The 26,354-nt window shown below is 72.4% G+C and carries 23 protein-coding genes; 13 read left to right on the top strand and 10 right to left on the bottom strand.

Annotated features, from left to right (window positions below):
* The first annotated feature begins 179 nt into the window (after positions 1-179).
* A complete protein-coding gene (locus ACUP6Y_RS22260) occupies positions 180-1,682 on the top strand; it encodes a purine-cytosine permease family protein (RefSeq protein WP_462553189.1) in 1,503 nt (500 codons plus the stop codon).
* On the opposite strand, the gene ACUP6Y_RS22255 is transcribed toward ACUP6Y_RS22260, so the two are convergent.
* The gene (locus tag ACUP6Y_RS22255; RefSeq protein ID WP_462553187.1) at positions 1,666-2,550 is read right to left on the bottom strand and encodes a MerR family transcriptional regulator; all 885 of its coding nucleotides are present in this window, start codon (positions 2,548-2,550) and stop codon (positions 1,666-1,668) included. The genes ACUP6Y_RS22260 and ACUP6Y_RS22255 overlap by 17 nt on opposite strands.
* Before the next feature lie 76 nt (positions 2,551-2,626).
* Here ACUP6Y_RS22255 and ACUP6Y_RS22250 point away from each other — a divergent pair, with 76 nt between their 5' ends.
* The 5 genes from ACUP6Y_RS22250 to ACUP6Y_RS22230 all read left to right on the top strand — a co-directional run bounded on the left by ACUP6Y_RS22250 (position 2,627) and on the right by ACUP6Y_RS22230 (position 7,180).
* Complete coding sequence (locus ACUP6Y_RS22250) at positions 2,627-3,430, top strand: alpha/beta fold hydrolase (protein ID WP_462553186.1); 804 nt, start codon at positions 2,627-2,629, stop codon at positions 3,428-3,430.
* Between the two features lie 35 nt (positions 3,431-3,465).
* Positions 3,466-4,014 carry a YybH family protein gene (locus tag ACUP6Y_RS22245; protein WP_462553185.1) on the top strand — a complete coding sequence of 183 codons (549 nt, stop codon included), beginning with the start codon at positions 3,466-3,468 and terminating at the stop codon, positions 4,012-4,014.
* Position 4,015: 1 nt separating this feature from the next.
* Positions 4,016-5,011: an LLM class flavin-dependent oxidoreductase gene (locus tag ACUP6Y_RS22240; RefSeq protein ID WP_462553184.1), complete on the top strand. Its 996-nt coding sequence runs from the start codon at positions 4,016-4,018 to the stop codon at positions 5,009-5,011.
* 73 nt (positions 5,012-5,084) lie between these two features.
* Entirely contained in the window at positions 5,085-5,987 is a 903-nt protein-coding gene (locus ACUP6Y_RS22235) for a DUF1028 domain-containing protein (protein ID WP_462553182.1), read from the top strand.
* Positions 5,984-7,180, top strand: a complete 1,197-nt coding sequence (locus tag ACUP6Y_RS22230; protein WP_462553181.1) for a M20 family metallopeptidase — start codon at positions 5,984-5,986, stop codon at positions 7,178-7,180. The genes ACUP6Y_RS22235 and ACUP6Y_RS22230 overlap by 4 nt, the downstream gene beginning before the upstream one ends.
* Here ACUP6Y_RS22230 and ACUP6Y_RS22225 read toward each other — a convergent pair.
* Positions 7,123-10,638: an indolepyruvate ferredoxin oxidoreductase family protein gene (locus ACUP6Y_RS22225; protein WP_462553180.1), complete on the bottom strand. Its 3,516-nt coding sequence runs from the start codon at positions 10,636-10,638 to the stop codon at positions 7,123-7,125. The two genes, ACUP6Y_RS22230 and ACUP6Y_RS22225, sit on opposite strands and share 58 nt — an antisense overlap.
* Positions 10,635-11,732 (bottom strand): Glu/Leu/Phe/Val dehydrogenase family protein, encoded by a 1,098-nt coding sequence (locus ACUP6Y_RS22220; RefSeq protein ID WP_462553179.1) that lies wholly within the window; start codon positions 11,730-11,732, stop codon positions 10,635-10,637. The genes ACUP6Y_RS22225 and ACUP6Y_RS22220 overlap by 4 nt, the downstream gene beginning before the upstream one ends.
* A gap of 131 nt (positions 11,733-11,863) precedes the next feature.
* On the opposite strand from ACUP6Y_RS22220, the gene ACUP6Y_RS22215 reads away from it, so the two are divergent.
* Complete coding sequence (locus ACUP6Y_RS22215; protein ID WP_462553178.1) at positions 11,864-12,313, top strand: Lrp/AsnC family transcriptional regulator; 450 nt, start codon at positions 11,864-11,866, stop codon at positions 12,311-12,313.
* Positions 12,314-12,335: 22 nt separating this feature from the next.
* Here ACUP6Y_RS22215 and ACUP6Y_RS22210 read toward each other — a convergent pair whose 3' ends face one another.
* Together ACUP6Y_RS22210 and ACUP6Y_RS22205 are read right to left on the bottom strand one after the other, a co-directional pair.
* On the bottom strand, positions 12,336-13,079 hold the full coding sequence (locus ACUP6Y_RS22210) for an SDR family NAD(P)-dependent oxidoreductase (protein ID WP_462553177.1): 744 nt from the start codon (positions 13,077-13,079) through the stop codon (positions 12,336-12,338).
* 26 nt (positions 13,080-13,105) lie between these two features.
* Complete coding sequence (locus tag ACUP6Y_RS22205; protein WP_462553176.1) at positions 13,106-14,641, bottom strand: FadD3 family acyl-CoA ligase; 1,536 nt, start codon at positions 14,639-14,641, stop codon at positions 13,106-13,108.
* Between the two features lie 135 nt (positions 14,642-14,776).
* Between ACUP6Y_RS22205 and ACUP6Y_RS22200 the strand changes: the two genes are divergently transcribed.
* Positions 14,777-15,406, top strand: coding sequence for a TetR/AcrR family transcriptional regulator (locus tag ACUP6Y_RS22200; protein WP_462553175.1), 630 nt, complete (start codon positions 14,777-14,779; stop codon positions 15,404-15,406).
* A gap of 45 nt (positions 15,407-15,451) precedes the next feature.
* On the opposite strand, the gene ACUP6Y_RS22195 is transcribed toward ACUP6Y_RS22200, so the two are convergent.
* Positions 15,452-16,804, bottom strand: coding sequence for a pyridoxal phosphate-dependent decarboxylase family protein (locus tag ACUP6Y_RS22195; protein WP_462553174.1), 1,353 nt, complete (start codon positions 16,802-16,804; stop codon positions 15,452-15,454).
* 119 nt (positions 16,805-16,923) lie between these two features.
* Between ACUP6Y_RS22195 and ACUP6Y_RS22190 the strand changes: the two genes are divergently transcribed.
* Entirely contained in the window at positions 16,924-17,421 is a 498-nt protein-coding gene (locus ACUP6Y_RS22190) for an Lrp/AsnC family transcriptional regulator (RefSeq protein ID WP_462553173.1), read from the top strand.
* A gap of 1 nt (position 17,422) precedes the next feature.
* Here the strand turns inward: ACUP6Y_RS22190 and ACUP6Y_RS22185 are convergent, their stop codons facing one another.
* Together ACUP6Y_RS22185 and ACUP6Y_RS22180 are read right to left on the bottom strand one after the other, a co-directional pair.
* Complete coding sequence (locus ACUP6Y_RS22185) at positions 17,423-17,608, bottom strand: hypothetical protein (protein ID WP_462553172.1); 186 nt, start codon at positions 17,606-17,608, stop codon at positions 17,423-17,425.
* A gap of 149 nt (positions 17,609-17,757) precedes the next feature.
* Entirely contained in the window at positions 17,758-18,600 is an 843-nt protein-coding gene (locus ACUP6Y_RS22180; protein WP_462553171.1) for a hypothetical protein, read from the bottom strand.
* 232 nt (positions 18,601-18,832) lie between these two features.
* On the opposite strand from ACUP6Y_RS22180, the gene ACUP6Y_RS22175 reads away from it, so the two are divergent.
* Both ACUP6Y_RS22175 and ACUP6Y_RS22170 read left to right on the top strand, forming a co-directional pair.
* A complete protein-coding gene (locus ACUP6Y_RS22175; protein ID WP_462553169.1) occupies positions 18,833-20,656 on the top strand; it encodes a phosphoenolpyruvate carboxykinase (GTP) in 1,824 nt (607 codons plus the stop codon).
* Positions 20,657-20,762: 106 nt separating this feature from the next.
* Positions 20,763-21,911 carry a zinc-binding dehydrogenase gene (locus ACUP6Y_RS22170; RefSeq protein WP_462553167.1) on the top strand — a complete coding sequence of 383 codons (1,149 nt, stop codon included), beginning with the start codon at positions 20,763-20,765 and terminating at the stop codon, positions 21,909-21,911.
* Positions 21,912-21,950: 39 nt separating this feature from the next.
* Here the strand turns inward: ACUP6Y_RS22170 and ACUP6Y_RS22165 are convergent, their stop codons facing one another.
* Complete coding sequence (locus ACUP6Y_RS22165; RefSeq protein WP_462553165.1) at positions 21,951-23,663, bottom strand: FAD-binding dehydrogenase; 1,713 nt, start codon at positions 23,661-23,663, stop codon at positions 21,951-21,953.
* Between the two features lie 62 nt (positions 23,664-23,725).
* The gene (locus tag ACUP6Y_RS22160) at positions 23,726-25,309 is read right to left on the bottom strand and encodes an adenylate/guanylate cyclase domain-containing protein (RefSeq protein WP_462553164.1); all 1,584 of its coding nucleotides are present in this window, start codon (positions 25,307-25,309) and stop codon (positions 23,726-23,728) included.
* Between the two features lie 48 nt (positions 25,310-25,357).
* On the opposite strand from ACUP6Y_RS22160, the gene ACUP6Y_RS22155 reads away from it, so the two are divergent.
* The gene (locus ACUP6Y_RS22155; protein ID WP_462553162.1) at positions 25,358-25,858 is read left to right on the top strand and encodes a nuclear transport factor 2 family protein; all 501 of its coding nucleotides are present in this window, start codon (positions 25,358-25,360) and stop codon (positions 25,856-25,858) included.
* Positions 25,855-26,343: a PGPGW domain-containing protein gene (locus tag ACUP6Y_RS22150; RefSeq protein WP_462553159.1), complete on the top strand. Its 489-nt coding sequence runs from the start codon at positions 25,855-25,857 to the stop codon at positions 26,341-26,343. Before ACUP6Y_RS22155 ends, ACUP6Y_RS22150 begins: the two co-directional genes overlap by 4 nt.
* The last annotated feature ends 11 nt before the right edge of the window (positions 26,344-26,354 follow it).

Raw genomic sequence — 26,354 nt, 5'->3', positions numbered from 1 at the left:
CTTCTTCGCGCCGGTCACGCTGACGAGCGCGAGGTGAGGATCGGGTAGTCGCACGATGTGGACTCGTCGAGGGCGGGCCTGGTCGTCTCCACGGTCCGGAAACTTCTCGTGTGAGGCCGCAGACAAAGTTACAAGAAGGTTGTAAGTTATCGCCTACCTGACCAGAGAGAGGTGGAGCGATGGCGACGACCGATGGTGTCGAGGCGGGGGCGAGAGCGGTGTCAGGCGGGCGGCGTCTGGAGCCGGAGACACGGTCGATCGACTACGTGCCGCAGGCCGAGCGCCACGGGAAGGCCTGGCAGCAGGCGCCCTTCTGGTTCACCGGCCAGTTCGTGCCGACCACCATGGTCGTCGGCTTCGTCGGCCCCGTGCTGGGACTCTCGCTCCTGTGGGCGCTCGTGGCGACGATCGCGGGGGTGCTCTTCGGCACCTGCTTCATGGCGTTCCACGCCAACCAGGGCCCCACGATGGGCCTGCCGCAGATGATCCAGTCGCGCGCGCAGTTCGGCCTGCGCGGCGCGAGCGTGCCGATGATCGCGGTGATCGGCGTCTACCTCGGGTTCAGCTCGTTCGGCGTGCTGCTCGGTTCGCAGGTCCTGGCGTCGTACCTCGGCTGGACGACGCTCGGCTGGGGCCTGGTCATCGTCGGGCTGGCCACCGGGCTCGCGATCTTCGGCTACGACCTGCTCCACACCGTGCTTCGCTGGCTGCCCTACCTCGTGGTGCCGATCTTCGGCGTCCTCACGGTGCTCGCCCTGGTCCACCTGACCCCGGTCTCGCCCGCTGCCGGCGACGGCTTCTCCTGGGCCGGCCTGCTCGCGCAGTTCGTCGCGGCGACCGGCTACCAGCTCGGGTACGCCGTCTACGTCTCCGACTACTCGCGCTACCTGCCGGCGGACACCTCGCAGCGGGCCGTCATCGGCTGGACCTACCTCGGCGCCGCGCTGTCCGCGCTGTGGCTGATGTCGCTGGGCAACTTCATCGCCGCGTCGGTCCCGGTGCCCGACGCGCTGAGCAACCTGAAGGACGTCGGCGACCAGTGGTTCGACGGCTTCGGCGAGCTGGCCGTGGTGCTCGTGCTCGTCCCGGGCGCGATCGCGCTGATGGGCGTCAACCTCTACGGCGCCATGCTGTCGTCGCTGAGCATCGTCCAGTCGTTCCGTCCGAGCCTGCGGGCCTCGGCCCGCAACCGCGCGCTCGGCATCGTCGGCGGCGCCGTCGCGGTGTTCGCGGTCGCGCAGTGGCTGCCGGCGTCGTACCTCGGGAGCTTCAACGACTTCGTCACGATCATGCTCTACGTGCTCGTGCCGTGGACCGCCGTGAACCTCGTCGACTACTACTTCGTGCGCCGTGGCCACTATGCGGTCGAGGAGATCTTCCGGCCCGACGGGATCTACGGGCTGTGGGGCTGGCGGGGTCTGCTCGCCTACGTCCTCGGTCTGGTCGCGCTCGCGCCGTTCGTCCGGGTCGGCTCGATCGAGGGTCCGCTGCTGGACGACGTGGGCGGGGTCGACCTGGCGTTCGTGATCGGGCTCGTCGTTCCGGGCGCGGTCTACTGGCTGCTCACCCGCGGGCACGACGCGTCGCGGGAGGAGGCGGCGGTGCTCCGCAGCCGTCAGCGGCTCGACGGTGACCTCGCGGTGAGCAGGGGTCGCCCGGAGTCGTTCAGCCGACAGGCGTGACCCCCGATGCGGCACGCACGATCCGCTGGGTCATCGGGTCCGACCAGGCGTGCGGCGGCAGCAGCTCGATCCACAGGCATCGGGCCGGGGCGGCGCCAGGGTTGCGCCACGACAAGAAGATGTTGGGCGGCACGGTGATCGAGTCGCCCGGACCGACGGTCGTCGCGTCGGCCGTCTGCTCGTGGTCGTGGGAGGTGCCGCCCAGCCGGAACTCGATCTCCCCGTCGAGCACGTGCGCGAAGGTCTCGCCCGGCCGGGAGTACGGGCCGCCGCTCGAGCCGCCGGGCGCGAGGGTGAGCATGGCCGGCTCGAGCTGGTGCCCGGGCATCGAGAGCTCCTCCCAGCGCGCGCCGTTCTCGAGCTCGACGGGCGCCCGGTCGGCGAGCCGGACGACGGTCGCGTCGGTCGCGTGGAAGTCCGCCAGGCCGCTCATCGGGATGCCGAGGGCGTCGGTGAGCCGGGCGACGAGCTGGGTGGAGGGGCGATCGAGGCCGCGCTCGATCGACGACAGGTGCGCGGTCGAGGTCTCCGCCTCGCCGGCGAGCGCAGCGAGCGAGAGCCCGCGGGCGAGCCGGGCGCGGCGCAGCCGAGCGCCGTCGGGCTGCGGCGCCGCGGCGGTCTGCTCGGGCGCGTCGGCGTCGCCGAGCGAGATCCGGATCGCGGCGGGGTTCCAGCCGTGCCGGCGGCGCAGCTCGGCGATCTGGCGGGCCCGGGCGACGTGCTCGGGCGCGTAGCGACGCTGGCCGCCCCCGGTGCGGTCCGGGACGAGGAGCTCCTGCTTCTCCCACACGCGCAGGGTCTGGGGACTCACGCCGATCTCGGCGGCGACGTCACCGATCGTGCGCCAGCTCTCCGCGGGGTGGGTCATCGCGCCACCCTATCGGCCGGTTCCGCGGTGATTCGCCATGGACCAAACTTACAAGAAAGATATAGAGTCTTGAATCATGCTCACCCATGACGAGGTCCTCCCGCGACGAGTCGAGCTGCGCGGCGGCGTGTCCGTCCTGCTCCGCGAGGCGCCCGGTCCGGCCGGCCGGCCGGCCCACCGGGTGCTCCTCGTGCATCCCGCCAACCTGCAGGCGGCGAGCTGGGGCCGGGTCGTCGCGCAGCTCCCCGCGGACTGGTCCTGCGCCGCCGTCGACCTGCCCGGCCACGGCCGCTCCGCCCCGCGCGCCGGCTACGACCTCGCGACCTGGACGGCGTCGTGCAGGCACGTGCTCGACGAGCTCGGCTGGCCCGACGCGCACGGTGTCGGCGCCTCCGTCGGCGCCGCGGTCCTGGCCGCGCTCGCCGCCACCGACCCGGCCCGGGTCCTCACGCTCACCTCGGTGGGTGGTGCCTGTCGGGCCGCGAGCGCCGCCGACACCGCCGAGTTCCTCGGCGAGCTCGACCGTCTCGGCGCCCGCGAGCTGCTGCGCACGATCGTCGCCGGCGAGCCCGGACTCACCTCCGAGCAGGCCGCCGAGGCCGCCGCGCACACCGTGTCCCGGGCCGGCCGGGCCCAGGTCGCCGCGATCTGGCGGGCCGCCGCCGCGAGCGCCGCCCTCGACCACGCCGACCGGATCAGCTGCCCGGTGCTCGCCGTCGTCGGCGAGCACGACCACGCCTGCCCGGTCGCGGACTCGGCCGAGCTCACTCGGCGAACCGGAGGACGGCTCGCGGTGCTCGCGGGCCAGGGCCATCTGCCCCTCTACGGCGCCGCCCGCGACGTCGCGGACCTGGTCCGCGCGCACGTCGGCGACTGCTGACTGCCGCACCCACCAACGAGAGAGGAACCATCCCCATGACCGCACCGAGCTTCGCCCGTCGTACGGCACCGCAGGAGGACATCGACCAGATCCTGCACCTGCACCGCGAGTGGTGGGAGTCCAACCTGGACTGGGACATCCCGCGCATGAGCAAGGTCTTCCCGGAGCCCGGCGAGGAGTACCTCATGTTCAACTTCAACGGGCACCCCTACTTCAACATGCGCGAGAAGGTCGCCCTCTGGGAGTTCTACCGCGACATCGTCGACCAGTCCGGCGGCATGACCACCGAGGTGATGCGCCTGGAGATCAAGGGCGACATGGCCTGGCTTGCCTGTGAGTTCTCGATCGAGGCCGAGATGGTCGACGGCGGCGAGTGGACGGCCGACAACGTCGACGCGACGGTCGGCCGGGCCACCGAGATCTACCACCGCGACAACGGCTCCGGTGAGCCCGAGTGGCGGATGTGGCACACGCAGATCACCGCGCTGCCCGCGCTCGACGAGGAGCGGCCCGGCCTGGGCGGCTCCACGGCATCTCGCGGCCTCGGCTGGGTTCCGTGGAACCCGCTGCCCGAGGGGATCTGAGATGGGTACGACGAGCAGCCGCGGCCCCCGGATCGGCCTGGTCCTCGGCAGCGCGCAGCCCCCGGGCGAGACCATCGCGCTGGCCCGGGCCGCCGAGCAGGGCGGCTTCGACGAGCTGTGGGTCGGTGAGGACTACTTCTTCACCGGTGGCATCGCCACCGCCGGCGCCGCGCTGGCACACACCGCCCTGCCCGTCGGCATCGGCATCCTGCCGACCAGCTCCCGACACCCCGCCCTCCTGGCGATGGAGCTCGCGACGATGGCGGAGATCTACCCCGGCCGGCTCACCGCCGGTGTCGGCGTCGGCGTACCGGACTGGCTGGAGCAGATGGGCATCGGCCCGGCCAAGCCGCTGACCGCGCTCAAGAACACCTTCGGCGCGCTGCGGCTGCTGCTCGAGGGTGGCGAGCTCACCACGGCCAACGACGACTTCGTCGCCTCCGGCGTCCGCCTGGAGCACGCTCCGGGCACGCCGCCCGCGCTCTTCGTGGGTGTCGGCGGTCCCAAGGCGCTGCGGGCCGCGGGCGGCGTCGCCGACGGCGCGATCCTGTCGGTGCTCGCGGGCGAGGAGTACGTCCGCTGGGCGGCTGCCGCGGTGGCCGAGGGCGGGGCGGGCGAGGGCTTCGACCTCGTCGCCTACACCTTCGTGAGCATGGCCGAGGACGCGCTGGAGGCCCGGGAGCGGCTGCGTGAGCTGTTCGCGATCTACCTGCTGGCCGGGCCGCGCAACCCGATGACCGAGGCGCACGGCATCGCCGACGAGGCGGCCCACCTCGCGACACTGCCGTTCGAGGAGGCGGTGGCGAAGATCCCCGACGCCTGGATCGACGACCTCGCGATCGTCGGCGACCCGGACGCCTGCGCCCGCAAGATCCGGCGGCTCGGCGAGGCCGGGGCCACGGCGGTGAGCTTCTGCCTGGTCCCCGGCGACGACGCCGCCGCCGAGGTGGCGCGGCTCGCGACCGAGCTGCTCCCGCGGGTCCGAGGCGAGCGATGACGGGCGTGCCCGGGCTGAGTGTGGCCCTGATCGGGATCCGGGTCCGCCTGGCCTCGAGACCGGTGGGTGGGCGATGACCTTCTCGGTGATCGGCTTCGACCCGAGGGACGGGTCCCTCGGGTTCGCGTCACAGTCCCACTTCTTCGGCGTCGGCGCGGTCGTCGGCCGCGCCGAGGCCGGGGTCGGCGCGGTGGTCAGTCAGGCGTTCGCCAACACGGATTGGCCGCACCTGGCGCTCGCGCTCCTGCGCGAGGGCGCCGCTCCCGACGAGGTCGTTCGCCTCCTCGTCGCGGACGACCGGCTCGCGGCGCACCGGCAGCTGCTGGTCATGGACGCCTCCGGACGGAGCGCCGCCCACCACGGCGCTGCCTGCGCGCCGGCCGTGAGCAGCGCGGCGGATGCCACCTCGGTCGCGGGCGGCAACATGCTCGCCTCGGCCGACGTCGCGCAGGCGCTGCTGCTCGGAGCCCCCACCGGCCCGTCGCTGGTGCGGCAGCTCGTCGGCGCGCTCCGTGCGGGCGAGGCGGCCGGCGGGGACGTCCGCGGATCCCAGTCGGCGGTGGTGACCGTCGTCAGCGGCCGTCGTACGCCGACCCCGTGGCGGGAGGTGATCGCGGATCTCCGCGTCGACGACCACCACGATCCGGTCGCCGAGCTGGAGCGGATGCTGCCGGTCCACGAGGGCTTCGGCGCCGTCGGCGCCGCCCTCTTCGCCGCGCCACTGGTGATCGGCAGCCGGGCCGCGATCGACCCGGCCCAGGCCGACGCGATGCTCGCCCGGCTCGCCGCGGCGCAGGACCTGCTCGCCGACAACCGCGAGGCGACCTTGTGGCGCGCGGTGGTCGCGCTGCGGTCGGGACGGACCGCGCTCGGCCGCGAGATCCTCGCCGTGTTGCTGGCCGACCGGCCGGTGCTCGGCGGGTTCGTCGACGGCCTCGTGGAGGTCGGCATCCTGGCTCCGGAGGACCTGCGATGACGGCGCCCGCCGCGGCCGCGGCCGCCGCCGTCTCCCGCGACCGGGTGGTCGCGCTGACCGAGGCGCTCGTCCGGTGCGACACCCAGAACCCGCCGGGTCGCGAGACGTCCGTCGTCCCGGCGCTCGTCGGCGTCCTCGAAGGCCTCGGCTGCGAGGTCGAGGTCGTCGAGCCCGTCGCCGGGCGGCCGTCGGTCCTGGCGACCTACCGGCCCGCGGGCGGCGGATCGGCGGGCACGCTGCTGGTCAACGGGCACCTCGACGTCGTCCCCGTCGTCGCCGACGACTGGACCCACCCGCCCTTCGAGCCGACCCTGGTCGGCACCCGCCTGCACGGCCGCGGGACAGCCGACATGAAGGGCGGGATCGCCGCCGCGATCGAAGGTCTGTCCGCCTGCCGCGACGCGGGAGTCGAGCCGCCGTCGACGATCGTGCTGCACCTGGTCGCCGACGAGGAGACCGGCGGAGCCCACGGCACCGAGGCGCTCGTCGCGGCCGGGCGGGTACGGGCCGACGCCTGCATCGTCTCGGAGCCGACCGAGCTCGGCATCTCCGTCGCCGAGCGCGGCACCGTGCAGGTGCGGGTCACAGTGGAGGGCGACGCGGGCCACGGCTCCGAGCCAGGCGCCGCCCGCTCGGCGATCGCCGACGCGGCGCGGATGATCACCGCCCTGCACGACGGCGCCGTCTCCGACGCCGCCCACCCCTACGTGGGCACGCCCACCTGCAATGTCGCGCTGGTCGAGGGCGGGGTGGCGCGCAACGTCATCGCGCCGCGGTGCGAGTTCGTGCTCGACCGGCGTACGGCACCGGGGGAGTCGGTCGAACAGGTGCTCGCCGGGTTGCGCCGGGTGATCGAGCAGGCCTGCCCCGGCGCGGTCTACGACCTCGAGACGCTCGTCGTGGTGGAGCCCTCCGAGGTGCCCGCCGACCACCCGTTCCCCCGCTTCGTCGCGGGACTGACCGGTGCCGACCACGTCGTGGGGCTCTCGCTCGGCACCGACGGGCGCTTCCTCCGCAACCAGCTCGCCATCCCGACCGTCGTCTACGGTCCGGGCTCGATCCGCCAGGCACACACGGCCGACGAGTGGGTCGAGGTCGGTGAGCTGGTCACGGCGGCGCGCACCTTCGCGCGGGCCTACGCGAGCTTCACGGCCGGCGGGGTCACGCCCAGCTCGGCCAGCTCGGCGACGTAGCGCTCCACGTTGCCCAGCTTGACGCCCTCGTAGCCGCGGACCAGGTCGGGCAGCTCGGCGATCCGCACCGCCCGGTCGTACGACGCCGCGTCGCCCAGCTCGGACGTCAGGTCGGCGACCACCGTGCGGTAGTGGTCGCGCAACTCGCGCTCCACCCTGCGCAGGTGGGCGTAGCCGAAGATGTCCGCGCGCGTGCCGCGCAGCGACTTCATCCGGGCCAGGGCGCGCAGCGAGCCGTGCGACGTCGGGCCGAACGAGATCTTCTTCTTCCGGCCCATCGCCCGCAGCACCGGCGGGTGCAGCTTGAAGGCCACCGTGCCACCGGGGAAGGCGTCGCCGGTGGCGGCGAGGAAGGCCGGGTCGGTGAGCAGCCGGGCGACCTCGTACTCGTCCTTGTACGCCGTCAGCTTGAACAGGTTGCGCGCGACGGCCTCGCTGAACCGGGTCTCGGCGGTCACCGCCCGCTCGGCGGCGGCGACCTGGGCGACCAGGGCGACGTACGCGTCAGCGAGCCGCTCGTCTTGGTAGTCGACCAGGTCGGCGGCCCGGGTGGTGACCAGGCGCAGCAGCTCCCCGTCGAGGCCGGAGGCGGCCACCGAGGCGGGGACCTCGCGGACCGGAGTGGGGGCGGCGGCGACCGTGCCGGCGGCGCGGAAGGCGGCCGGGTCGGTGACCGCGACGCGGCCCCAGCGGAAGGCGGCGATGTTGGCGGCGACCGCGGTGCCGTTGATCTCGATGGCCTCCTCGATCGCGGCCGCGGGCAGCCGCAGCGCGCCGGTCTGGTGGGCCGCGCCGACCAGCAGGAAGTTCGCGGCGACGGTGTTGCCGAAGATCCGGTCCGCGGCCTCGAGCGCGTCGAAGTCGAAGAGCTCGACGCTGGCGGTGCCGACCCGCTCCAGCAGGCCGGACTCGTCGGGGTGCTGCACCTTCGGGTCGTGGACCATCGCGCCGGTGGCGGTGCGGCTGGTCGAGACGACGGTGCGGGTCGACTCCGGGTCGCCGTACGTCAGGTTGCGGTCCTCGGCGAGGGTGAGCAGGTCGAAGCCGAGGAAGCAGTCGGCCGAGCCCGGGGTGAGCCGGTTGGCCGGCTCGAGGTCGCCCGCGGCGAAGCGCAGGTGGCCGGTGACCGGGCCCGCCTTCTGGCTCAGTCCGGTCTGGTCGAGCGACTCGACGGCGTACCCGGCGCGCAGGGCGGCGGTCGCCAGCACCTGGTTGACGGTGACGATGCCGGTGCCGCCGATGCCCGCCATGAAGACGTTCTGGGTCGTGGTGATCGGCTGGTCGGCGATGCTGGCCGCGACCGTCGGCGGGGTGGGGTAGCCCTTCTTCCTGCCGCGGGTCTCGTGACGGTCGCTGCGCGACCTCCTCGACCTCCGGGGCGCGGTCTCCACGGTGACGAACGACGGGCAGTCGCCGTCGAGGCAGCTGTAGTCGGTGTTGCAGGAGGTCTGCTCGATGCGGGTCTTGCGGCCGTACTCGGTCTCGACCGGCTGCACCGACAGGCAGTTGCTCTTCACCCCGCAGTCGCCGCAGCCCTCGCAGACCGCCTCGTTGATGACGACCCGCTGGGTGCGGGCGGGCAGGCCGCCGCGCTTGCGCTGGCGACGGGCGTCGGCGGCGCAGTGCTGGTCGTAGATCAGCACGGTCACGCCGGGGACCTCGCGGAGCATCCGCTGCGCCTCGTCCAGGCGGTCGCGGTCCCAGAGCAGGGTGCCGGGGGCGAGGTCGCGGCGGCGGTGACGCTTCGGGTCGTCGGCGCAGATGACGATCTTCGCGACGCCCTCGGTGCGCAGCTTGTGGGTCAGCTGCGGCACGGAGAGCGCGCCCTCGGCGTCCTGGGCGCCGGTCATCGCGACGACGTCGTTGTAGAGGACCTTGTAGGTGATGTTCACGCCGGCCGCGATGCAGGCCTGCACCGCGAGCTGCGCGGAGTGGAAGAAGGTGCCGTCGCCGACGTTCTGGAAGATGTGGCCGGCGTCGGTGAACCACGCCTGGCCGATCCACTGGGCGCCCTCGCCGCCCATCTGGGTCACGCCGGTGACGGTGTCCTCGGGACGGTCGGAGATGGTCACCATGGCGTGGCAGCCGATGCCGCCGCCGCCCATCGAGCCCTCGGGCAGCACCGTGGAACGGTTGTGCGGGCAGCCGGAGCAGAAGTACGCCGACCGGTTGACCGGCAGCAGCGGCAGCGAGGTGCGGGGGCGCTGCGGTGGGGCGACGCTCAGCCAGCCCTCGAGCGCGTGCCGCAGGGGCGCGAGCAGCCGGCCGGCGGTGAGCTCGCCGTCGGCGGGGATCAGCCGCTGGCCGGCGGCGTCCAGCTTGCCGAGGATCCGCGGCGCGTTCGCGCTGCCGTAGAGCAGGTCGCGGACCTGCATCTCCATGAAGGACGTCTTGTCCTCGACGACCACGATCTCCTCGAGGCCGTCGGCGAACCGGCGTACGGCCTCGGGCTCGACCGGGCTCATCATGCCCATCCGCAGCACCCGGACGCCGGCCTCGACCAGCGCCTCGTCGGTGACGCCGAGGTCGGTGAGCGCCTGGCGCAGCGAGTCGAAGCAGCTGCCGGACGCGACCAGGCCGAGCCGGGCGTGCGGCGCATCGACCTCCACGACGTTGAGGCCGTTGCGGGCGGAGTAGTCGTGGACCAGCGCGGTGCGCGGCCCGACCAGCTCGGCCTCGGCGCCGACGATCATCGGCGGGCGCAGCACGATCGGGCTCTGCGTGTAGGCGTAGGGGTGGCCGTTCCAGTCGATCGCCGGGGCGACGGGAGTGACGTCGATGTCGGCGCCGTCGACCACCCACGCGCCGTCGGCCACGTCGGCGACGATCTTGAGCGCGACCACGCAGCCGGTGGCCCGCGACATGTCGATCGCGTGCAGGCCGAGCGTGACGATCTCGGTGGCGTTGCGCGGGAAGAGCACCGGGATGCCGAGCGCGGCCAGGGACCGCTCGCTGACGGCCGGCACGGTCGAGGACTTCGACGCCGGGTCGTCGCCGACGAGGAGCACGGCGCCGCCGCGGCGGTTGACGCCGTACATGTTGGCGTGGCGCAGCGCGTCGGTCGCCCGGTCGACGCCGGGGCCCTTGCCGTACCAGAAGCCGGTCACGCCGTCGTACCTGCTGGTGCCGAGCGGCAGGTCGACCTGGCTGCCCCACACGGCGGTGGCGGCGAGCTCCTCGTTGAGGCCCGGTACGAAGCGGATGTCGTTCTCGTCGAGCACGTCCTGCATGTCGGCGAGCATCCGGTCCAGGCCGCCGAGCGGGCTGCCCTGGTAGCCGGATACGAAGGACGCGGTCGTGAGGCCGCGACGACGGTCGAGCGCGCGGTGCTCGACGAGGAGGCGGGCGATCGCCTGGACGCCGGTCAGCAGCGTCGGCGGGGCGTCGACGCGGAACCGGTCGTCGAGGTCGTACGGCGCGGCCGGCTCGCCGGCCGGGCGCGCGAGCAGCTCGGTCATGCGGAGACTCCCTCGGTCGGACGGGGTGCCGCGGCGAGCCTCTCGGCGACGATCTCGGCGGCCACCTCGCTGGGCAGCCGGCCACTCTCGTCGGAGCGGGTGAGGATCGCGCGCACGGTGCTCGCGATCGCGGCGACGTTGCCGCGGACCTCCTCGGGCGTGCGGTCCGAGATCTCGCCGGCGACCTGGATCAGGCCGCCGGCGTTGGCGACGTAGTCGGGCACCCAGGTGATGCCGCGCTGCTGCAGCAGCGGCGCGATCGACGAGTCGAGCAGCTGGTTGTTGGCGGCGCCGCAGACGATGCTCGCGCGGATCGCGTCGACCGACGACGGCGTCAGCGTCGCGCCGAGGGCGCACGGGGCGTAGACGTCGACGGGGGCGTCGAGCACGGTCTCGCGCGTGGTGACGGCGGGGTGCTGCTCGACGACGCGGGCCAGCGCGGCCTCGGACGCGTCGGACACGACGACCTCGGCGCCCTCCTCGAGGAGCAGCGCGACCAGGTGGGTGCCGACCTTGCCGATCCCCTCGACGCCGACCGTGCGCCCGCGCAGTCCGTCGGGACCCCAGCGGTGCTCGGCGGTCGCCCGCATCGCGCTGAACACGCCGTACGCCGTGGACAGGCCGCTGTCGCCCGAGCCGCCGTTGTGGCCCACGACGTACCGGGTCGCGGTCGCCACGGCGTCGAGGTCGGCCGCCGTCGTACCCACGTCGGCAGCGGTGAAGTAGCGCCCGGAGAGCGTGTCCACGAACCGGCCGTACGCCGCCATCAGCTCGGGCGTCTTGATCGCCGCCGGGTCGCCGATGATGACCGCCTTGCCGCCGCCCAGCGCGATGCCCGCCGCGGCCGCCTTGTGGGTCATGCCCTGCGAGAGGCGCAGCACGTCGGTGAGCGCCTCGGCCTCGCCGGCGTACGGGTAGAACCGGGTGCCGCCGAGCGCGGGCCCGAGCCGGGTGTCGTGGATCGCGATGATCGCGCGCAGCCCGGTCGCCTCGTCACGGCAGAACACGACCTGCTCGTGACCGGCGGAGCCGAGCTCGTCGGCGCGCTCGAAGACCAGGTCGACGGGGTCGGTGGGGGCGGCGGTGAGGGTCATGCGCACGAGCCTGGGGCCTGGTGGGCCGGGTCACAAGACTTGTCGCCCGGTTTGGCGTCGATCCGCAATTCGTACGACGAGCATGCCCGTGATTGCGCAACAGATCGAATCATCGAGATAGATTTCGTTGCGTGAGCGATGCCGCCGTCCTCGATGCCACCGACCGTGCGATCCTCGACCTGCTGCGGGAGAACGCCCGGCGCCCGCTGCGCGAGATCGCGACGGCCGTCGGGCTGACCGTCGCGCCGGTGCAGCGCCGGATCGCGCGCCTGGAGAGGCTGGGGGTGATCGAGCGCTACACGGTGAAGGTCAACCACGGCCGGATCGCGACCGGCATCGAGGCGATGACCGAGCTGCACTTCGGCGACGACCTCGACCTCGCCCAGATCATGGAGTTCGTCGCGCAGATCCCGGAGGTGGAGGAGGTGCTCACCCTCGCCGGCGACCCGGACGCGCTGGTGCGGATCCGCGTCGACGGGGTCGAGGACCTGCGCCGGGTGGTGGGGCTGCTGCGCTCCGGGCGGGCCGTGGCGAGCACCAAGACGCTCGTCGTGCTGGAGCAGTGGACCCGGTTCGGCTGAGCGCCGGGGCCGGCCGCGTTGCTCACACCCCGTAGCCGCCGTCGACGTCGAGCTTCTGGCCGGTGATGAACCCGGCCCGCTCGCCGGCCAGGAAGGCGACGGCCTCGGCGACGTCGACCGCGCTGCCGAACCGCCGGAGCGGGATCGCGGCGCGGGCCACGTCGAGCGCCCGCTCGTCGAGGTCGCCCTCGGCGATCAGGCGCTCGGCCATGCCGTCGGTGAGCATGCCGGGGCCGACGCAGTTGACCCGGACGCCGTACCGGCCCTCCTCCGCGGCGAGTCCGCGGGCCAGCGCCTCGACCGCGGCCTTCGGGCCGGCGGAGAGTCCGTCGCGGACCGGGTGGCGAGCGGTCGCCGCCGTGGTGACCACGGTCAGCGTGCCCCGGGTCGTGCGCAGCGCCGGCAGGACGGCGTGGGCCAGGTTGAAGAACGCGACGACGTCCTGGTCCAGCTGGGTGGCGAGCTGCCCGGGCGTCACGTTGGACAGGTGGACCATCGGCACGTGCGGCCCCGCCGCGTGGACGACCGTCCGGACCGGCCCGTGCTCGGCCTCCAGCTCCTGGACGGCGGTCGCCACCGCCACCGCGTCGGCGAGGTCGACGGCGCGGGCACACCGGACGCTGGCGCCGAGCTCGGCGACGAGCGCGTCGGGCGCCGTACGACGGTGCAGCAGGAGCAGCTGCGCCCCGTCCGTCGCCAGCCGCCGGCAGATCGCGGCGCCGAGGCCGCCGGTCGCGCCGGTGACGAGAGTGGTTCCGTAGGTCATCCGTGTCTTCACCGCCCTGCCGGGGCTCAGCTCCGCAGCTCGGTCTTGAGCACCTTGCCGCTGGCGTTGCGGGGCAGCTCGGACACGAACACGATCTCGCGGGGGACCTTGAAGTTGGCGAGTCGCGCGCGTGCCCAGGCGGACAGCTCGTCGGCGGTGGCCGACGCGCCCGGCCGGAGGACGACGTGGGCGCGCCCGACCGAGCCCATCCGTTCGTCGGGTGTGCCGACGACGGCGCTCTCCATGACCGCGGGATGCGCGGCCAGGGTGTTCTCGACCTCGGCCGGGTAGACGTTGAACCCGCCGACGATGAACATGTCCTTGATCCGGTCGGTGATCTTCAGGCAGCCGTGCTCGTCGAGACGTCCGACGTCGCCGGTGTGCAGCCAGCCGGCGGTGTCGATCGCGGCGGCGGTGGCCTCCGGGTCCTCGAAGTAGCCGAGCATGACGTTCTCGCCGCGCAGCCAGACCTCGCCGTCCTCTCCGGTCGGTACGTCGGAGCCGGCGCCGTCGACGACGCGGACCTCGATGCCGGGGACGCCGGGGCCGGTGGTCTGGGCGATGTGCCGCGGGTCCTCGCCGGGGCGGGAGCGGGTGGCGACGACGCACTCGGTCAGGCCGTAGGCCTGGGCGACCTCGTCGAAGCCGAGCACCTCCTGCATCTGCTCGAAGAGGGTCTCGGGCACGGTGGCGGCGCCGGCGATGGAGAAGCGCAGCGAGGACAGGTCGAAGTCGGTGCGCCGAGGGTGGTTGATGAGCGTGATGAAGATGGTCGGGGCGCCGGGGAGCACGGTGATCCCGGCCGCCTCGATCAGGCCCAGGAGCGCCTCGGCGTCGAAGGTCAGGACCGGGTAGATCGTCGCCCCCGCCGTCAGCGAGGCGATGGCGCCGGCCTTGTAGCCGAAGCTGTGGAAGAACGGGTTGACGATCGCGTACCGGTCAGCCTCGCCCAGGCTCGCGCCGTGCGCCCACACCTCGGCCACGCCGATGGTCTGGGAGTGCGAGCTCATCACGCCCTTCGGGATCCCGGTCGTGCCCGAGGTGAAGAGGATGTCGGCGACGGTCTGCGGGGTGACCTCGGCCGCCAGCTCCTCGACCTCCGCGACCGGCACCTGCTCGCCGGCGGCGAGGAACGCGGTCCAGCCGGTGTCGAGGTCGACGATCTCGCGCAGGTGCGGCAGCTCGCCCGCAGGGGCCGCCTCCCGCAGCATCGCGACGTAGTCGGCGCCGAGGAAGCCGTTGGCCACCACGAGCACGGCCGCGCGCGAGCGCTCGAGGACGACGCGCGCCTCGTGGCCGCGGTAGCGGGTGTTGAGCGGTACGACGGACGCGCCGAGGTACTGCGCGCCCAGCAGCGCCACGAGGTACTCGACCCGGTTCGGCGCCCAGATCGCGACCCGGTCGCCGGGCTCCACGCCGAGGGCGCGGTAGGAGCGGGCGGCGGCCACCGCGAGGTCTCGCAGGCCCTCGTAGGTGACCGTCGTGCTGCCGTCCACGACGGCCGGGTGGCCGCCGTGCGCCACGGCCGCCTGGGCCAGGAGGGCGGGAATGGTCCGTGCCATCAGACGAGACTCCTCATGAGCAAGTGCTTGTTAGGTACTCTAGCCGCGACGCGCTACGAGACCGGTCCGTCCTGTCCGGAACGAGCATCGGCGGGCCGCTGCGGCGTCGTGCCGCGCGTGGGAGAGGATCAGGTCATGGCGAGCAGCAACAACGGGGCGACCCGCGGCGGTCGACGGCGGGGCGGTGGCGCGGGCTCGTCGCGGCGCGCCGAGCTCCTGGCGATCTCGGCGGAGATGTTCGCGACGCGCGGCTACTCGCAGACGACGGTGCGCGACATCGCCGACGAGGCGGGCATCCTGTCGGGCAGCCTCTACCACCACTTCGACTCCAAGGAGACCATGCTCACGGAGATCCTCCGCGAGTTCATGGGCAACCTGCTGAGCGAGATCCGCGACATCGCCGAGGCCCGGCAGACCCCGCGCGAGGCGCTCGACGGGCTGGTCTACAACTCCTTCGAGACGATCCACAAGGTGCCGTTCGCGGTCGCGCTCTACCAGAACGAGGCGGCCCTGCTCACGACGACGCCCGAGTTCGCCTTCGTCGCCAAGGCCAGCCTCGAGGTCGAGAAGGTCTGGCTCGACGTGCTCAAGCAGGGGCAGCGCGAGGAGGACTTCCGCGCCGACCTCGACCCCGGCACGACGTACCGCTTCATCCGCGACGCCATCTGGTCCACCGTGCGCTGGTACAACCCGCGCGGTCGCCTGCAGCACAAGGCGCTGGCCGACCAGTACCTCGAGATGCTCCACGGCGGCCTGCTCGCCTGACCTGCGTGGGTACGACGCGCTCGGCGCCGGCGCCCGAGAGCCGGGTCAGCCCGTCGTGGTCCTCAGGATGTCGATGACCGCGGCGGGGTCGGTCGCCGGGTTCACGAACGCCAGCCGCAACACGGTCTGCCCGCGCCAGGACGTGGGGACGCAGAGGATCCGGCCGGCGCGGGAGAGCTCGTCGGACCAGGCGTAGTAGTCGTCGCGGGTCCAGCCGGGCCGGTCGAACAGCAGCACCGAGAGGTCCGGCTCCATCAGCAGCCGCAGCGTGACGCTCTCCTCGATCGCCTCGGCCACCGCCCGGGTCGTGGTGAGGGTCTGTTCCACGGCCGCGGTGTAGCGGTCGGTGCCGTGGACGGCCAGGCTGAACCAGAACGGCAGCCCGCGCACCCGCCGCGACAGGTGGACCGCGAGGTCGGTCGGGTTCCAGACCTCCCGGTCGATCCGGTCGAGGTACGACGCGTGCTGGCTGTGCGCGACACGGGCCAGGTCGGGGTCGCGGTAGAGCAGCGCGCAGCAGTCGTACGGCGCGAACAGCCACTTGTGCGGGTCGACGATGAAGCTGTCGGCCCGCTCGATGCCGGTGAACCGGGCGCGGACGGAGGGAGCGGCGAGCCCGGCGCCGCCGTACGCGCCGTCGACGTGGAGCCAGATGCCGTGCTCCTCGCAGACGTCGGCGACGTCGGCGAGGTCGTCGATGATGCCGGCGTTGGTGGTGCCGGCGGACGCGACGACGGCGAACACGCCCGGCTCGTCGGCGAGGGCGACGCGCAGTGCGGCGCCGGTGAGCCGGCCGCGGTCGTCCTCGGGGACCTCGACGACGCCGACGTCCATCACCCGCGCGTCGGCGAGGATCGAGGAGTGCGCGCCGGTGGTGCAGGCGATCTTCCAGCCGCCCTCGGGGCGGGACCCGCGGCGGGTGAGCGCGGTGTGGCGCGCGGTGACCAGCGCCGAGAGGTTGCCGGACGTGCCGCCCGAGACGAAGCAGCCGCCGGCCTCCTCGGGCCAGCCGAGCAGCGAGACCAACCAGGCCAGCGCCTCGTTCTCGGCGAAGATCGCGCCGGCGCCGGCCTCCCAGGTGCCGCCGAAGATGTTGAAGCTCGACACCACGGCGTCGAACGCGAGCGCGGCCCGGGTCGGGGCCGCCGCGATGTAGGCCAGGTTGAGCGGGTCGTCCTGGGCGCGGGTGGCGGGGGCGATCACGTCCTGGAAGAGCGCGAACGCCCGGTCGACGCCGATGCCCGCGGGGGTGATCGTCGTACCGGCGTCGGCGCGCAGCGCGGAGATGGGGCGCGCGGTGGTCTTGGGATCGGACGGGCTGGAGATCCGGGCGGACGCGATCCTCACGGCGGCCTCGGTGACGCGTCGCTCGTCGCCCCAGATGTGGGTGGCCTGCATGGGCAGAGCAGAGCAGGTCGGCACGGAGCCGCTCAACCTGACCATCTGAAGATAGGCATGATGCGTATTCCTGCCCGTCAGAGTCGCTGACAAGTGGACAGATTGACTAGGTTGGAGCCGTGCTCACCCTGGACCGGATCGATCTCGCGCTGCTCACGGCCCTGACCGCGCATCCGCGCGCCGGCGACCTCGAGCTGTCCCGGCAGACCAAGGTCGCGCGGGCGACGGTGCAGAGCCGGCTGCGCCGGCTCACCGAGGCCGGCGTGATCGCCGACTGGGACCCGACCCTCGACGTCGCCGCGGCCGGCTTCGAGGTCCAGGCCTATGTCACCCTCGAGATCGCGCAGGGCGCCCTCGACGACGTGGCCCGCGATCTGGAGGCGATCCCCCAGGTGCTGGAGGCCTACGTCACCACCGGCTCCTTCGACGTGCTGTGCCGGGTCGCGACCCGCTCCCACCCCGAGCTCCAGGCCACGTTGGTCCGCATCGACCAGGCGGCGGCGGTGGTCCGCTCGACCAGCGTGATGGTGCTGTCGGTGCTGGTGCCGCCGCGGGTGCTGCCGCTGCTGGCCAGCGCGGAGCCGGTGCCGAGCCGCCGGGCGCCGGCGTACCGCTGAGCTACTCCTCGTCGGGCTCGTCGGCGTCCTCGATCACCTCACCGTCGAGCAGATGCTCGACCATGCCCTGGACCTGACCCGGGCTGGGCGGGGCGTCGTAGTCCTCGGCCGCCGGCACCAGCTCGTACAGCGCGGCCAGGCTCGACTCGTCACCCGGACGGGTGTCGTCGGCTCGCTGCTCCCCCATGGGACGAGCCTAGATCGACGCGTGGCGCGACGGGGCCGGAAACTTTTTCTCGCAACCTGGTGACAACAGCGCGCGCCCTCTGGCATGCTTCTCACGCCGCCGCAGGTGACCCGAGACGCCTGCGGCGGCTTCCAACTTTTTGGCCCTGCTCAGGACGTGAAGAGCAGCGCGGTCTTGAAGTCCGTGTTCATGTAGCTCACCAGCGAGACCAGCTTCTTCTGCGGCACCTTCACCTTCGAGGTGCCGACGGTCACCGAGATGATGTTGCCGTAGACGCTGGAGTTCCACTGCCCCTGCACGAACGACGGGTACAGGCTGCCGTCGGGCAGGTCGAGGTCCTTGTCCTTCAGCGCCGACTGCGCCGCCTTGGCGTGCCGCTCGGTGTCGAAGACGAGGAACAGCTGGGTCAGCCGGACCTTGCCGCCGAGGGCGTTGAAGACCCACTGCGCGGCGTACGTGCAGCGCTGGGCGGTCAGCACCGAGCTCTTCTCGACCGGCGCACAGGTCGGGTGGTCGGTGGCGCTGACCAGGGTGGCGTGGTGCTCGACGTCGCCGAGCTTGAAGTCCCAGTTCCCGGGGAAGTCGGCGACCTTGACGTCGTTGTGGATGTCGTCGTCGGTGTCGTCGGAGGGCGTGTACGGCGTGGACGGGCCGGTCCCCGGCGAGGTCGGGGTGGCGTCGGTGCTGCCGTCGGTGCTGCCGTCGGTGGTGGCATCGGTCGTGGCCTCGGAGGTGGGCGTCGTGGTCGCCTGCGACGTACGACTGCGGGTCGGCCGGTCCGCTGCCTCGTCGTCGTCGCCCCCGCCGGCGACCAGGAAGGCGCCGACCGCGACCCCGCCGAGCAGCAGGATCGCCAGCAGCACCCCGCCGACGACCAACGCGACCCGGGCGCCGTTGCCGCGCCGGGGCGGCTGGCCGAAGGGCGGGTACGGCGGCTGCGGGCTCCAGCCGGGCGGCGGTCCCTGCGGTGGTGGCGGGGGCGGGAGGCTCATGCGCCTCTCCTACCCGCCCCTCCAGGCGCTCAACCGGTGCCGACCTGGGGAGAGGAGGCGGTTGAACGATCCAAACCGCGCCGATGTGCGTCAGCGCAAAACGGGTGTCATGGTGACTGTCACGCGGACGACGGTGTCCACGGATCGCACGATTCGAACCCCGGAAAGACCCGGGTGGGCTGTGGGGTAGCGTGCCCACACCTTGTCAAGGACCGAAAGGCTGGCGAAGCACATGGTTGATGTGGAGCGGACGCTCGACGAGGCGGGTCTCACCAACCCCCACGTTCGTGAGTACGTCGCACACTGGGCCAACATCACCGGAGCAGAGCGCATCGAGGTCGTATCCGCGGCCGACGACGCGCGCCTGATCCAGGAGGCACTGGACGCGGGCGAGCTGCTCCCCGCCGGCGAGGGCCGTTACTACTCGCGCTCCTACTTCAAGGACACCGCTCGCGCGGAGGAGCGCACCATCGTCGCGACCTCGAACGAGGCCGACAAGGGCGTCTACAACAACTGGAAGCCCGCCGCCGAGATGAAGCCGAAGCTCGTCGAGCTGATGACCGGCGCCTCGGTGGGCAAGACGATGTACGTCATCCCCTACCTCATGTCGCCGAAGGGCTCGCCGGTCGAGAGGTTCGCCGCCGGCGTGGAGCTGACCGACAACCGCAACGTCGTCATGCAGATGATCCGCATGGCCCGCGTGGGCGTCGAGTACGTCAACGACCTCGGCGACTCGTTCGTCAAGGCCGTCCACGTCACCGGAGACCTGGAGAACCTCGGCCAGGGCACCCCCGACGACAAGCGCTACTTCGTGACCGTCGCCGACGAGCGCACGATCCTGCACTTCGGCTCGTCGTACGGCGGCAACGCGCTGCTCGGCAAGATCGCCCACGGTCTGCGCCAGGGCTCCTACGACGGCTGGAAGAACGGCTTCCTCGTGGAGCAGTTCATGCTCCTCGGCATCACCGACAAGCAGACCGGCAAGAAGTACAACATCTGCGGTGGCTTCCCGTCGGCCTCGGGCAAGACGAACCTCGCGATGACGCTGGCCCCCGACGCTCTCGGCGACCGTTACTACGTCGAGTTCTACGGCGACGACATCGCGTGGATCTGGGTCGGCGACGACGGCAAGCTCTACGGCATGAACCCGGAGAACGGCGTCTTCGGTGTCGCGAAGGACACCAACGAGAAGACCAACCCGACCGCGATCGACTCGATCGTCGACGGCACCGGTGCCATCTTCACCAACGTCGCCTACAACCCGAAGACCCAGGAGGTCTGGTGGGAGGGTCGCGGCGAGAAGCCGACCGACCTCGACGGCTGGGAGGACTGGAAGGGCGACATCATCGCCGACCGGGCCCCGGAGCACGCCGACGACCCGTGGGCGCACCCGAACAGCCGCTTCACCACCACCCTCGCGAACGTCCCGAACGTCGCCAAGGACTTCGAGGACCCGAAGGGCGTCGAGATCCACGGCATCATCTTCGGTGGCCGCACCCGCGACCGTGAGCCGCTGATCCGCGCGATCACCGACATCGCCGAGGGCGTCTACGACGGCCTCACCCTGGGCGCCGAGGCCACCGCGGCCGCGGACGGCCTCGAGGGCGTGCTGCGCTACGACCCGATGTCGATGCGCCCGTTCATGTCGTACTCGGAGGCGGACTACGCCGCGCACTGGCTCGAGGTCATCGGCCGCGCCACCACCAAGCCGATCTTCGCCCACGTCAACTGGTTCCAGCGTGGCGAGGACGGCCGCTTCCTGTGGCCCGGCTACCGCGAGAACCTGCGTCCGCTGAACTGGCTGATGGAGTTCCTGGGCGGCGAGGTCGAGGGCGTCCCGACGGCCGTCGGTGTGCTGCCGAAGCGCGAGGAGCTCAACCTCGAGGGCCTCGACGATCAGGCCCTGGCCGACCTGGACACGCTGCTCACGATCGACGTCCCGCGCTGGCAGCAGGAGATGGGCTTCCGCGAGAAGCACCTCGCGCAGTTCGACGGTCTCCCCGAGGAGATCTGGGAGGCGCACCGTCGGGTCGCCTCCGCGCTCGACGACGCCTGAGTTCACGGTCCGCTCTTCACGGCACCCCGGCTCCTCGGAGCCGGGGTGCCGTGGGTTTTCCACAGCGCGAGTCTCCTCGTCCCGGGGCGGGCGGCATGATGTCCGCATGCGTGCCGTCGTCTGCCACCAGGCCGAGCTCACCGTCGAGGACCTCCCCGACCTGACGCCCGAGCGGGGGCAGGTCCTCATCGACGTGGAGCGGTGCGGGATCTGCGGCTCGGACCTGCACGCCCGGCTGCACTGCGACGACACCGCCGCGGGCGCCGCGGAGCTCGGCTACGACCACTTCATGAGGTCGACCGACCGGGTGGTGCTGGGCCACGAGTTCGTCGGCACCGTGGCCGACTACGGCCCGCGCACCCGCCGGTCGTTCCCCGTCGGCACCCGGGTCGTGGCACTTCCCGTGCTGCGCGCCGGCGGGTCCACGCACCTGACCGGCCTGAGTCCGCTCGCCCCGGGTGGGTACGCCGAGCAGGTGCTCGCCGTGCCGTCGATGACGATGAAGGTCCCCGACGGGCTCGATGCCGACGCCGCGGCTCTCACCGAGCCGATGGCGGTCGCGCTGCACGCCGTACGCCGCGGCGAGGTGGGTGCGAAGGACACCGCCGTCGTGATCGGCTGCGGCCCGATCGGCCTCGCCGTGATCGCGATGCTCAAGGCGACCGGCGTGCGCCACGTGATCGCCAGCGACTTCTCCGCGGGCCGGCGGGCGCTGGCCGAGCAGATGGGCGCCGACGTCGTGGTGAACCCGGCTGACGAGTCGCCCTGGGCCGGGTTCGCCGAGTCGAAGCGCTATCTCACCGAGGCCATCGCGTTGGCCGACCTCGGCATCGACGCGATGGACAGGCTGCGCGCCGTACCGCTCCTGCCCTGGGCTCAGCTGATGCGCGCCGCCGACAAGGCCGGCGCGACCCCGCGCGGTCCGGTCGTCTTCGAGTGCGTCGGTGTCCCCGGCATGATCGAGCACGTCGTCGCCAACGCCCCGCTGCTCTCGCGTGTCGTCGTGGTCGGCGTGTGCATGGGCGAGGACGCCTTCCGTCCGTCGATGGCGATCAACAAGGAGATCGACCTGCGCTTCGTCTTCGCCTACGACCCCAGCGAGTTCCACCAGACGCTGCAGTGGATCGCGTCGGGCAAGGTCGACGTGCGCCCGCTGGTCACGGGGGTGGTCGGGCTGGCGGGCGTGGCGGGCGCGTTCGAGGATCTCGGGGATCCGGAGCGGCACGCGAAGATCCTGGTGGACCCGACGGCGTAGGTCCGTCCCCGGCGGGCCGGGGTAACTCGTTGAACCGCCTCAGCCCCGCCCGACCGCCCGCCCCGCCGCCCGGCCGGAGAAGATGCAGCCGCCGAGGAAGGTGCCCTCGAGCGCGTTGTAGCCGTGGACGCCACCGCCGCCGAAGCCGGCGACCTCGCCGGCGGCGTACAGCCCCGGGATCACCGAGCCGTCGGGCCGGATCACCTGGCTGTCGAGGTCGGTCTCGATGCCGCCGAGGGTCTTGCGGGACAAGATGTTGAGGCGTACGGCGATCAGCGGACCGTGCGCGGGGTCGAGGATCTTGTGGGGCTTGGCGACGCGCATGATCTTGCCCGTCCGGTCGCGCCGCCCGTTGTGGATCGCCATCACCTGGGCGTCCTTGCAGTACGCGTTGTCGACCTGCCGGTCGCGGTCCTCGATCTGCCGGCGCAGCAGCGCGGCGTCGAGGACCCGGCCGCCGCGCGCGATCCGGTTCATCCCCGCGACCAGCTCCTCGAACGAGGTGGCGACGACGAAATCCGAGCCGTGCTCCTTGAACGCCTCGACCGGGCTGGTCGCGCCCTTGCCGAGCCGCTCCTTGAGCATCATCTTGATGTCCTTCTCGGTCCAGTCCGGGTTCTGCTCCGAGCCGGAGAGCGCGAACTCCTTCTCGATGATCGACTGGGTGAGCACGAACCACGAGTAGTCCGCGCCGGTCGCGAGGATCTGCTTCATCGAGCCGATCGAGTCCGCGCCCGGAACGCCCGACATCCCGACGAGACGGTGGCCGTCGGCGTCGAACCACATCGACGACGGGCCGGGGAGGATCCGGATGGCGTGATCGGGCCAGACCGGGTCCCAGTTGTGGATGCCCTCGACGTAGGCCCACATCCGGTCCTTGTTGACCAGGTTCGCGCCGGCTGACTCGGAGATGGCGAGCATCCGGCCGTCGACGTGCGCGGGTACGCCGGCGATCATGTGCGCGGGCGCGGGTCCGACCCGGTCGGTGGGCCAGTTGGCGCGCATCAGCTCGAAGTTGTGGCCGATCCCACCGGAGGTCACGATCACCGCCGGAGCCCGGAAGGAGAACGAGGAGACGACCTCGCGGGAGGACTTCACGCCGCGGGCCAGAGCGTCGGACGGCGCCAGCACCGAGCCGCGGACGCCGACGCAGGCGCCGTCCTCCACGATCAGCTCGTCCACCTGATGCCGGAAGGCGAACCGGACCAGTCCCCGAGCCTCCGCGGCCTCGACCGGCTCGCGGAAGATCCGCACCACCTCGGGACCGGTGCCCCAGGTCAGGTGGAAGCGGGGCACGGAGTTGCCGTGGCCGCTGGCCGAGCCGTCGCCGCGCTCGGCCCACCCGACGAAGGTGAGTGACTTGAGGCCGAGCCCGCGCAGGTAGTCGCGCTTCTCGTCGGTGGCGAAGTCGACGTACGCCCTGGCCCACCGGCTGCCCCAGTGGTCCTCGCCGCGGTCGGGGCCCTCGCCGGTGCCGATGCGGTCGAAGCCCGCCGAGCCCTGCCAGTCCTGCCAGGCGAGCTCGCGGGAGTCCTTGATCCCCATCCGGCGCTGCTCGGGGGAGTCGACGAAGAACAGACCCCCGAGCGACCAGAACGCCTGACCGCCGAGGTTGGCGCGGTTCTCCTGGTCGAGGACCAGGACCCGCCTGCCCGCCCGGGTGGCCTCGTAGGTCGCGACCAGTCCGGCGAGGCCGGCCCCCACGACGATCGCGTCCGGCTCGAATCCCTGCTCATCGGCTGCGTGGCTCACGCGGGCGAGCCTGCCACATCGAGCCGCGCCTCTCGTGGCACAGCTTCCCCGCTGGTGATAGGTCAGGTGCTGGGGGCGCCGGCCTGAACCGCCAGCCGGGTCGGCTCCGTCCGGCCGCGGAGCACGACCTCGCCGTGGGGTCGCCAGTGCGCGGCCTGGGAATCACCAGCGGCCGCCACCGATTCCCAGGACGCGAGGACGCCACCGGGCACGTCCTTGGCGAGGTCGGTGAGCCGGGCCGCGGAGTTCACGGCGTCGCCGATGACGGTGTACTCGAAGCGCTGCTCGTGGCCGACGTTGCCGGCGACCACCTGGCCGGTGGCGACACCGATGCCGGCGCCGACCTCGGGCACCTCGGCGGCCAGCCGTGCGGCCATCGCCCGCGCCGCCGACAGTGCGGCATCCGCGTGGTCGGCGAGCTCGACGGGGGCGCCGAAGATCGCCAGCACCGCGTCGCCGATGAACTTGTTGACCAGGCCGTGGTGGCGGTCGACCTCGTCGACGACCACCCCGAAGAACCGGTTGAGCACGGCGACCACCTCGGTCGGCCCGTGCCGGGTGGCGTACGTCGTGGAGCCGACCAGGTCGACGAAGAGCACCGAGCAGACCCGGGTCTCGCCACCGAGCTCGATCTCGCCGGCGCCCAGCGCGGCCGCGGCCGCGGCGACCTCCTGGCCGACGTGCCGGCCGAACAGGTCGCGGATCTGCTCGCGCTCGCGCAGGCCGTGGACCATCGAGTTGAAGCCGCTCTGGAGCTGGCCGAGCTCGGTGCCGTCGTACACCACCACGTCGGCGTCGAGCCGGCCCTTCTCCACCTCCTGCATCGCATCGCGCACCGACAGCAGCGGGGCCACGACCGAGCGGGCGTTGAGGTCGGTGAGCAGGAAGCCGAAGACCAGGACCGCGCCGCAGACGATGATCGTCACCACGGCGAGCTGGGTGAGCGTGGCGTCGGAGCCGGCGGGCGTGAGGGCGAGGATCGCGGCGATGAGCAGTCCGACGACGGGGGCGCCGGTGCCGAGGGTCCAGAAGATCGCCATCCGCGGCCCGACCCCGACGCCCCGCACCCGCTGCGTCACGCGTACGTCGGCCAGGGCCCGCGCCGCGACGGGGCGCAGCGAGAACTCGGCGAGCAGGTAGGAGATGCCGGCGACGACGACGGCGCCGATGCCGACGGTCAACGCCGTGCCGAGGGTGCGTGACGGCTGGAGGATCACGGTCAGCACCGTGAACAGCACGGTGCCGACCGCCCAGTTCGCGAACTGGATGAGGGTCAGGTCGAGCGGCACCCGCAGCGCCCGCGCGCGCTGCGAGCGGTCCGGGTCGGTGTCCGGCTGGGTCGCCCAGCGCAACGAGCGCAGGGCCGCCGTGGTGCCCCACACGACGCCGACGACGGCTGCCGAGACGACATACGTCGGGATCGCGATCGCCAGCGCCACCACCATCCGCTCGGTCGGTGGCGGGGAGGGGATCGCCCAGGTGTTGATCACGAACACCACGACCGCGCCGACGACGTTGGTGACGAGCAGCATCACCGTCAGCAGCACCTGGATCCGCACCCGGAGCTGGCGCGGCTCCTGGTCGCGCGGGCCGAGGACGCGCGAGCCGAACGGGCTGCGTCGTCGAGAGGCGGTCCCGCGCGGCATGGGCCGAAGCGTAGTGCCGACGTTGGCGGGACCTGATTGGATCGACCCATGAACGCAGCCCCCTCGTTCACCGCCGAGGAGATCACCGACGCCTACGCCGCCTTCCACCAGCAGGTCGCGGGCTTCGCGAAGACCGGCGAGTGGGACGGCTACGCCGACCTGTTCACCCCCGACGCGGAGTACGTCGAGCACGCGATGGGCACCTTCCGCGGCCGTGACGAGATCCGGGCCTGGTCGACGCGCACCATGACGTCGTACCCGGGCCGGATGATGCCGGAGTTCCCGATCACCTGGCAGGTCGTGGACGCCGCGCAGAATCGGCTGGTCTGCGAGGTGCTCAACCCGATGCCGGATCCCGGCGACGGGACGATGCTGACCGAGCCCAACATCACGATCATGACGTACGCCGGCGACGGGCTCTTCTCCCGCGAGGAGGACGTCTACAACCCGCTCCGCTTCCACGCCATGGCGCAGCGGTGGGCGCGGATCGCGGCCGACCACGGCAACGCCGACGAGGACGTGCTCGCGTGGCTCGGCGGTGGCCGGTGACCGGGGCCGCGAAGCGGATCCTGCTGGAGGTCCTGGGCTGGGTCCTGCTGCTCGCCGGCATCGCCGCGCTGGTGCTGCCCGGCCCGGGACTGCTGCTGATGGCGGCCGGGCTCGCCGTGCTGTCCCAGCAGTACACCTGGGCCGAGCGGCTCCTCGACCCCGTCCTGCTGCGCGCGCTGCGCGCGGCCGCGGAGGGCGTCGAGACCTGGCCGCGGATCATCGCCTCCACGATCGGCGCGCTCGCGATCGGCGCGTTCGGCGTGGTCTGGCTGGTCGACCCCGACCTGCCCGACTGGTGGCCGGTCGGCGAGCGCTGGTGGCTGCCCGGCGGCATGTGGACCGGCATCACCCTGCTGCTGTCCTGCGCCATCGCGCTGGGCCTGCTGGTCTACTCGTACCGCCGCTTCCACGGGAAGCCCGAGGCCCGGGCCGCGCTCGAGGGTGAGATCAGCGAGGCCGACGTACGGCGGCACCATGACGACTGAGGGGACGGACC

Source organism: Nocardioides sp. S5-5, assembly GCF_054954065.1.
The sequence above is the reverse complement of the archived record's forward strand: the minus strand, read 5'-3'. Positions and strand labels throughout refer to the sequence as shown.